Source organism: Citrobacter sp. Cb028, from assembly GCF_030336705.1.
In the GTDB taxonomy this organism is placed as follows: Bacteria; Pseudomonadota; Gammaproteobacteria; order Enterobacterales; family Enterobacteriaceae; genus Citrobacter; species Citrobacter braakii.
Genome location: NZ_JAOWCZ010000036.1, coordinates 303,470 through 309,717, shown reverse-complemented (window position 1 = coordinate 309,717; position 6,248 = coordinate 303,470). Strand labels below are relative to the sequence as shown.

Here is a 6,248-nt window from a genome sequence, read left to right as displayed (position 1 = left end):
ATTTGTGACGGGCAAGGCTCGCCAGAGAAAGGAGGTTCACCGACGACAGCGCCACCATGACGGTTTCCCCGGTCAGGTGATGCACGGTGAGCGCGGTCGCATAGCCCTCCGCTATCCACAGCCGTTTTCCCGCCTCTTTTTTCCCGTCGAGAATATGACATGCCCCTTTCACCTGCCCCCCTTTCAGGGTGCGCTTGAGACCGTCAGCGTTAATGAGCTGGACGTTAACCAGTGCGCCGCTATCGTCATAAAGCGGGACAACCACATCCCCGGCGCGGTACGTCACACCGCCGGTTTTATGCAGGGTGGTGAGCGTCAGACATTCCCGGTCGGGGAAGCCCTTGCGGGTGAGGTAGGCATTGCCGGTGGCCGGGCGGGCTTTCTCCATCAGTTTTACGGCCAGCGCGGCGGCGGCTTTGCGGTCGGCCTCAGTTTCAGCGTCTGCGGCCACAGTCACCGCCGGGGAAACCGGCGGCAGGTTGCCGGTGACGGCGTTCACCTTCCCGGCCGCCTCTGACGGGGTCACGCCGAACACTTTCTCAACCAGTTTCAGGCCGTCCCCCGCGCCGCACTGGTTACAGAACCACGTCCCGCGCCCCTCTTTATCGTCAAAGCGAAAGCGGTCGGAGCCGCCACACACCGGACAGGCCTGATGGTGGTTTTTAATCACCTTCACACCCAGCGCAGGGAGAATGCGCGGCCAGTGGCCGCACGCCTGTTTTACGGTGTCCGTTACGTTCATTTTCATCGTTACTTTCTCCCTCAGTGCAGTGCCGGTGCGGTGATATGACGGGCGCAGAGTTCATCCATCACGGCCAGCCCGAGAAAGGACAGCGACGGCGCGGCTTTCAATGGTCCGGCTTCCATTAAATCTTCGAGCAGCGCACAGGCAATCTGGCGGCCTTTTTCCTCGCCATGCTGGCGCAGATAGAAGCCCTCCAGCTCGGCGGCAATGGCGCTTTCCAGCGTACTGAGCGTGAGCTGCGGGTAGCGGTGCTGACGTTCGCACAGGGTCAGCCAGGCACAGGCGACCGCCCGGCGGTAAAGTGCAGCGCGCAGAACGGGAGATAATGCGGTTTTCATACACTGCCCTCCCCGGTCAGCCAGCGCTGATTGCAGCGGTCGACCACGCCGTCGAGCCGGGCAGTCATGAGGTAAATCACCGAGGTGAGCTGTAGCTGCTGCGCCGGATTGTGGCGCAAAGAGGTGCAGCCCTGCACCTGCATCAGGTCGCCGACAAGCTGGCCGACATTGCGAAGATGTTCGAGACATTCAAGGTCTGCCCGGCTGATGGTGGGCTGGTTTATATTCTGCGGCCGTTCCGTACTGTTAACAGGCATTATTTCGTCTCCTGAGGACGTGCGTATCCCTGCGCAGATACGCACATTTTATTTTTTGGGTGTCATTTTTAATTACAGATAATGGCGGTAGCTGTTATCCGGTTTTATTTCCGTTTCCGGCCTGAAATTATTCCGCCATTTATGCGCCACCGGCGCCGGGCGTTTAACCGGGGGAATATCGTCAGGATAGTTATCGATATTCCGCGCCCGGTATTGCTGTAATGCCGGGTCAGCCGCTATTTCGCGTAATACGACGTGGCGGTTTTCAGGGTTGCGCTTAAATACATCGGGATGCTCACAGGTAAAGTCCCGCAAAAAACGACCGAGCGGAATTTCTGCCATACGGCCACCGGCAATTATACGAATGAGGATGGTGTAGGTGCGCCGGTACGGATTCCAGACCAGCCCCGGACAGCGGTACGGCATTTCCCACGGAATACCATCGGCCAGCACGCCCGACACCACCACATCAGGAAATCCTGTACAGCGATATGTTTCGCCCGGCTGAGGGAAATCAAACATGGTGCTCCCCTCCGTTTCCCGACGTCGTGGCGAGAAAGTCACGGCACAGGCCTTTGGCCTTGAGTTCTTCGAGCACATGGCTGATGTCCTCATGCACATAACTCAGGATTTGCGGGGTATAAAGCTGGCTGAGTCCGTTGATTTCATGGCGTCGTAAATCACTGCCGAAATACTGCAGGGTTTCACAGGCACGGTTGAGTTTATGGAATGATTCGAGGCTCAGGTGTTCACTGATGGCGTTGAGGTCATCACGACGCGCTGAGACGGTCTGAGGGGTGTTTTTATTATGCATGTGACACCTCCACAACCGGCAGACGGGCGGCAAGGGAAAGCACGTATTCGCGGACAAGGGTGCGGCGGGCGGCCAGTTCGTCACCGGCAACGGTGCGGAGCATACAGATACGGGGCTTACGGTCTGCGCGACGGACGGCGGCAAACACAAAGACAAACTGCGGGTGTGACGGGGTGAGGATCGTAGCCATAAGGCAACCTCCGATGGATAGCTGACAATTGCTATCGCCGGAGTTCTCACGCTCAGTGGCGATAGCCCAGACGGGGGTGAGAATACCGGCTCCATCGAGTACCGGCCAGCCCGAAGGCTGCCCCGCCTGAGCTACCATTGACATGACAGCATAATGTACGAATACGAACAGGGGACAAAGAGTCGCACCTGAACAAATGTTCGCACACCACACCATTATCTGGTGCTCTGTGGCGTTAATTGCGACACAAAAAAAGACGCATGGCGCGTCTGGTATCGCCGATGGATTGCTCGGGTTCTCACGCCCGGTTACCGATTTTGCGGCAACAGCAAAACTGTACCAGGAAACACACAACGGATGCAAGCCAGAAAAAGGGGCTTTGTGAAAACGGCTCTGATTCATGCGTCGTATTTCCGGTTGCGGTGCGCGACACGTTCTTCCATCCACGCCGTGATTTCAGACTGTAGCCAGGCGACATTTTTACCCCCGAGGGAAACCTGCGCCGGGAAAGCGTTACGGGCAATTAAATCGTAGAGCGTGGAGCGGGACAGGCCGCACTGATGAATGACTTCCGGGAGACGTAAAAAACGTTCCTGAGCCGGGGCTGAAACCGGCATCAGGTGCGCGGTGGTGGGGGACGATGGTACTGATGAAACTGTGTGCATAACGCTACCTCGTTAATATCCGCAGAGATCCGGACGTGTCCGTCCGGTATCAGGTAGCGCTCTATTTTGTGAATATTTTTCTTCAATGCAACAGAGGCATGTTGTGTCGTGGAGCAGTTTTGTCTGTTATTTAAGCAGTGACCTGAAAATATGAAAAATAATTGCCACATGACGCGCTGAGAAGTTCATAAATCACAGTTAATTGATATCGCCTATCAATAGATAAAAATATAATTATTAAAACAATGATTCTCTAAAAGGAGCTTGCCGAAACCAGTGAACAGTAGTGAACAGTTGGTGAACACTTCACTCTCAACTGTTCACTCTTTAATTTATTGTTTTACTTATATTTTTATTCTGAGTGAACAGTAGTGAATAGTTATATGTAAAAAAACAAACAGAGAGAGGGGTTTTCCTGCGACCTTTCTCTGGCCAGCCGGGTTTTTAAGTCCTGTTTGTGCCATGTCTGCTACAACGGCAATGAATCGAGTTGTTGTCTGAGGGACGGCAGAATGGCGTCAGGTTGATAACACAGAGAGAACCCGACGATGAAACCAGATTTGTTTACCGCAGTAATGAAAACCATCGGCAGCACGCAGGATGAGAACATCCGCACGGCCATTGACAGCGCACTGGATACCCTTAACGAGAAAGCAAACCAGAACGCAGAGGCCACGATAAATAACGCTCTTGATGCGTTCAGCAAGGCCAAATCCGCGCACACGGAAAATATGCTGAAACTGAATGATATTGATGCCGCCATTACCCGTAGCGAGAAAGAGCGTCAGAACGCCCTGAATGAAAGTGCCGAAGCCGAACAGAACTGGCGTACCCGTTTTCGCGAACTGCGCGGCATGATGACCCCGGAACTGAAAGCCGAACACAGTCAGCGAGTGGCCGGTCGGGAGCTGGCAGAGGAATTCACCGCCCTGATTGATGAACTCAACGATGATAAAGCCAGTACCATGCTGGCCGCCTGTACATCAGGAGATAAGTACGTCGGCACGCATTTTACGGTGTTCTCTGCCTACTCCCGGAATGAGTGGGCGACCGTGATGAAAGACATCCCTCCCTCACTGGTGCGCGCATTTGCGTTACGTCTGCGTGAACTCGAAATGAAGGGAGAAGAACACCCTCACAACGTTCTCATTCAGGAACTGGGGGAGAATGTACTGGCGCAAAGCAGATACTACACATTCAACATGGCGCAGGAGCCGGTAATTTCAAAAATTGGGCTTCACCGTCCGGCACTCACCGGCGTGGATATGAAGCTCTTTAAAAGCCCTGTTCTCAGAATGGCGCGGGCTAAGGAGCTGGCACAGAAGAAAAAATCGCGGGGAGTTAAGCCATGATGCGCTGCCCGTACTGCAAACAGGCTGCCCATGTTCGTACCAGCCGTTACCTGTCGGATAACGTCAAACAGAGCTACCTCCAGTGTGTGAATGTCTTTTGCTCCACGACCTTTCGCACCATCGAGTCTATCGACGAGGTGATACGGCCACCGGCAGAAGAAAAGCCCGAACCACCACAGACAGTACCAGAAACACCGACCCGAATTCTGGACTGCGCCCGGTCATCGCTGCGCCACTGATTCAGGAGAAAAGACAATGGCACGAGCACTACTGGAACAGGCCTTTGAAACCTGTCAGAAGAATAAATCGGACTGGATGAGCAGCAAATCAGCACTGGCACGGGCTGAAATGGCGCTGAAAGAGCTGGAGCTGACCTGTACCCGTTATGAACCGGAGGCTGCACAGGCGCTGCGGGATGATATTGACCTGAAAATATGGGCGGTAAATCAGTCGGCCGGGCAGTACATCCGGTCACATGAGGCCGTGCAGCGTATCAGTATCCGGCGTCAGCTCCACGCTTTTATGCAGGTAAGCGGCGATGCGCTGGCCGCCGCTCTGGCACCGGAATTAATGCATCTCTGCGAACAACCTGACATCGTCAGAGAACGGGCTCTCGACCGGGCGGCCGCCAGTGTTCGCGAAGCGCTGTCCGTTCATGTAACCCGCGGAGGAAATATTGATTACGCAGAGGAAGATTGCGACATTCTGACAACCATCGGTTTCCGGCCTGACAGAGCATCGAGAGACGACAACCGGGCAAAATATACGCCTGAACAGAGTCAGATTTTCATGCGCCGACAGGCCGCGCAGACCCGCAAAAAATCCGCATAAAACGTCCCGAAAATACCCGTCTTTTTAATAAAAATAGCCATGCATGCCTACGCTGCATGGCTTTGCATGTAAAAACCTGAATTTTCCACACCCCGCCGCACCAGTACTGGCGCGGCCTGAGCCACTTCATGCACCTGCATTAAAAGCGCCCCGGGAAGCGGGCAGGCGTGGCGGGGAGAGCATTGCGCGCTGGCCTTCCATCTAATAACTTTGGGTTAAAGTAAGTCACAAGGTCAATGAAAGCTTTGTGAGATACAGATAAGCTATAATTGCTGCGATTGTGAATTAATCAATCGGGATTAGCACCATTTTCTTGTGTAACATAAAAATTTCGGTAAACTCATTCTAAAAACTCGTGAAAAAATAATTATAACTCTATTCTTAGGAGGGTGTATTGTGTTGAATCCTGATGATTTGGATGAGGGTGTTTATCCAGATTGCTACTGGAGTTATATAGGGCAAAAGGATTATTTGAAGCCTAACACATACTTACAAGATGCAATTGATGATTTGAATTCAGGAAGTGAACGCCGAAATATGAATAATGCAGTGCGAAATGCAAAATCGGCATTACATATGAGAGTGGATATTCTTTGTCGAGCTTTTTGTGGCCGCGAATATTTCCAAAGGAATCTAAGGAACTTTCCAAAAAAGATGGATTTCCTAGAGGGAATTGGAATAGTTAGACCTAGAATAATTGATAAAATAAATAAAATAAGAAATGAAATTGAGCACGAGTATCGAGATGCAACTCTTGAGGAAGCAGAGGATTTCATAGATATAGTTTTATTGTTTATGGAAGCAACTAGATATTTAAATTCAAGGTTTCCATGTGAAGTTGACTTCCATGGGTTGGCAGTTTCTGATGAGGTTTATTTAAGGAGAGTAGTATGCAATTGGGAAGGTGGAGAATTACTTTTTTACTATTCAAAGCAAGAGTCACGCCGGCTTGATAACGTGCAAACCTACTCAATAAAAGTGGGTGATTATAGATACGCTCGGTGGGTAAAATTCATTCTAGATCATTGCGATTGATATACTATTTGTCCTAACTCA

The 6,248-nt window shown here is 52.0% G+C and carries 11 protein-coding genes; 4 read left to right on the top strand and 7 right to left on the bottom strand.

The features are described from left to right. From OGV75_RS23515 to OGV75_RS23485, 7 genes are all read right to left on the bottom strand, one after another. Window positions 1-748, bottom strand: a 748-nt coding sequence (locus OGV75_RS23515; RefSeq protein ID WP_286480454.1) for a primase-helicase zinc-binding domain-containing protein, incomplete at its 3' end; no start/stop codon positions are given. A 14-nt stretch (window positions 749-762) separates the two neighbouring features. Continuing rightward, on the bottom strand, window positions 763-1,083 hold the full coding sequence (locus OGV75_RS23510; RefSeq protein ID WP_016151192.1) for a DUF5375 domain-containing protein: 321 nt from the start codon (window positions 1,081-1,083) through the stop codon (window positions 763-765). Then, a complete protein-coding gene (locus OGV75_RS23505) occupies window positions 1,080-1,340 on the bottom strand; it encodes a hypothetical protein (RefSeq protein ID WP_052160487.1) in 261 nt (86 codons plus the stop codon). The genes OGV75_RS23510 and OGV75_RS23505 overlap by 4 nt, the downstream gene beginning before the upstream one ends. A 72-nt stretch (window positions 1,341-1,412) precedes the next feature. After that, window positions 1,413-1,862 carry a hypothetical protein gene (locus OGV75_RS23500; protein WP_155107262.1) on the bottom strand — a complete coding sequence of 150 codons (450 nt, stop codon included), beginning with the start codon at window positions 1,860-1,862 and terminating at the stop codon, window positions 1,413-1,415. Further along, complete coding sequence (locus OGV75_RS23495; RefSeq protein WP_096879244.1) at window positions 1,855-2,154, bottom strand: derepression protein; 300 nt, start codon at window positions 2,152-2,154, stop codon at window positions 1,855-1,857. Before OGV75_RS23495 ends, OGV75_RS23500 begins: the two co-directional genes overlap by 8 nt. Beyond that, a complete protein-coding gene (locus tag OGV75_RS23490) occupies window positions 2,147-2,746 on the bottom strand; it encodes a host cell division inhibitor Icd-like protein (protein WP_096879243.1) in 600 nt (199 codons plus the stop codon). Before OGV75_RS23490 ends, OGV75_RS23495 begins: the two co-directional genes overlap by 8 nt. Next, window positions 2,743-3,009, bottom strand: a complete 267-nt coding sequence (locus OGV75_RS23485; RefSeq protein ID WP_096879252.1) for a helix-turn-helix transcriptional regulator — start codon at window positions 3,007-3,009, stop codon at window positions 2,743-2,745. The genes OGV75_RS23490 and OGV75_RS23485 overlap by 4 nt, the downstream gene beginning before the upstream one ends. A 548-nt stretch (window positions 3,010-3,557) precedes the next feature. Between OGV75_RS23485 and sid the strand changes: the two genes are divergently transcribed. From sid to OGV75_RS23465, 4 genes are all read left to right on the top strand, one after another. Further along, window positions 3,558-4,361, top strand: coding sequence for a capsid size-determining scaffold Sid (gene sid, locus OGV75_RS23480; RefSeq protein ID WP_155107261.1), 804 nt, complete (start codon window positions 3,558-3,560; stop codon window positions 4,359-4,361). Then, on the top strand, window positions 4,358-4,600 hold the full coding sequence (locus OGV75_RS23475; protein WP_200082724.1) for an ogr/Delta-like zinc finger family protein: 243 nt from the start codon (window positions 4,358-4,360) through the stop codon (window positions 4,598-4,600). Before sid ends, OGV75_RS23475 begins: the two co-directional genes overlap by 4 nt. Window positions 4,601-4,616: 16 nt before the next feature. Further along, window positions 4,617-5,192 carry a phage polarity suppression protein gene (locus OGV75_RS23470; RefSeq protein ID WP_286481341.1) on the top strand — a complete coding sequence of 192 codons (576 nt, stop codon included), beginning with the start codon at window positions 4,617-4,619 and terminating at the stop codon, window positions 5,190-5,192. A gap of 396 nt (window positions 5,193-5,588) precedes the next feature. Next, window positions 5,589-6,227, top strand: a complete 639-nt coding sequence (locus tag OGV75_RS23465; protein WP_087897310.1) for a hypothetical protein — start codon at window positions 5,589-5,591, stop codon at window positions 6,225-6,227. The last annotated feature ends 21 nt before the right edge of the window (window positions 6,228-6,248 follow it).

Excerpts from the sequence above, each read along its gene's own strand:
- OGV75_RS23510 (WP_016151192.1), bottom strand. The coding sequence starts at position 1,083 with ATGAAAACCGCATTATCTCCCGTTCTGCGCGCTGCACTTTACCGCCGG.
- OGV75_RS23505 (WP_052160487.1), bottom strand. The coding sequence starts at position 1,340 with ATGCCTGTTAACAGTACGGAACGGCCGCAGAATATAAACCAGCCCACC.
- OGV75_RS23500 (WP_155107262.1), bottom strand. The coding sequence starts at position 1,862 with ATGTTTGATTTCCCTCAGCCGGGCGAAACATATCGCTGTACAGGATTT.
- OGV75_RS23495 (WP_096879244.1), bottom strand. The coding sequence starts at position 2,154 with ATGCATAATAAAAACACCCCTCAGACCGTCTCAGCGCGTCGTGATGAC.
- OGV75_RS23490 (WP_096879243.1), bottom strand. The coding sequence starts at position 2,746 with ATGAATCAGAGCCGTTTTCACAAAGCCCCTTTTTCTGGCTTGCATCCG.
- OGV75_RS23485 (WP_096879252.1), bottom strand. The coding sequence starts at position 3,009 with ATGCACACAGTTTCATCAGTACCATCGTCCCCCACCACCGCGCACCTG.
- sid (WP_155107261.1), top strand. The coding sequence starts at position 3,558 with ATGAAACCAGATTTGTTTACCGCAGTAATGAAAACCATCGGCAGCACG.
- OGV75_RS23475 (WP_200082724.1), top strand. The coding sequence starts at position 4,358 with ATGATGCGCTGCCCGTACTGCAAACAGGCTGCCCATGTTCGTACCAGC.
- OGV75_RS23470 (WP_286481341.1), top strand. The coding sequence starts at position 4,617 with ATGGCACGAGCACTACTGGAACAGGCCTTTGAAACCTGTCAGAAGAAT.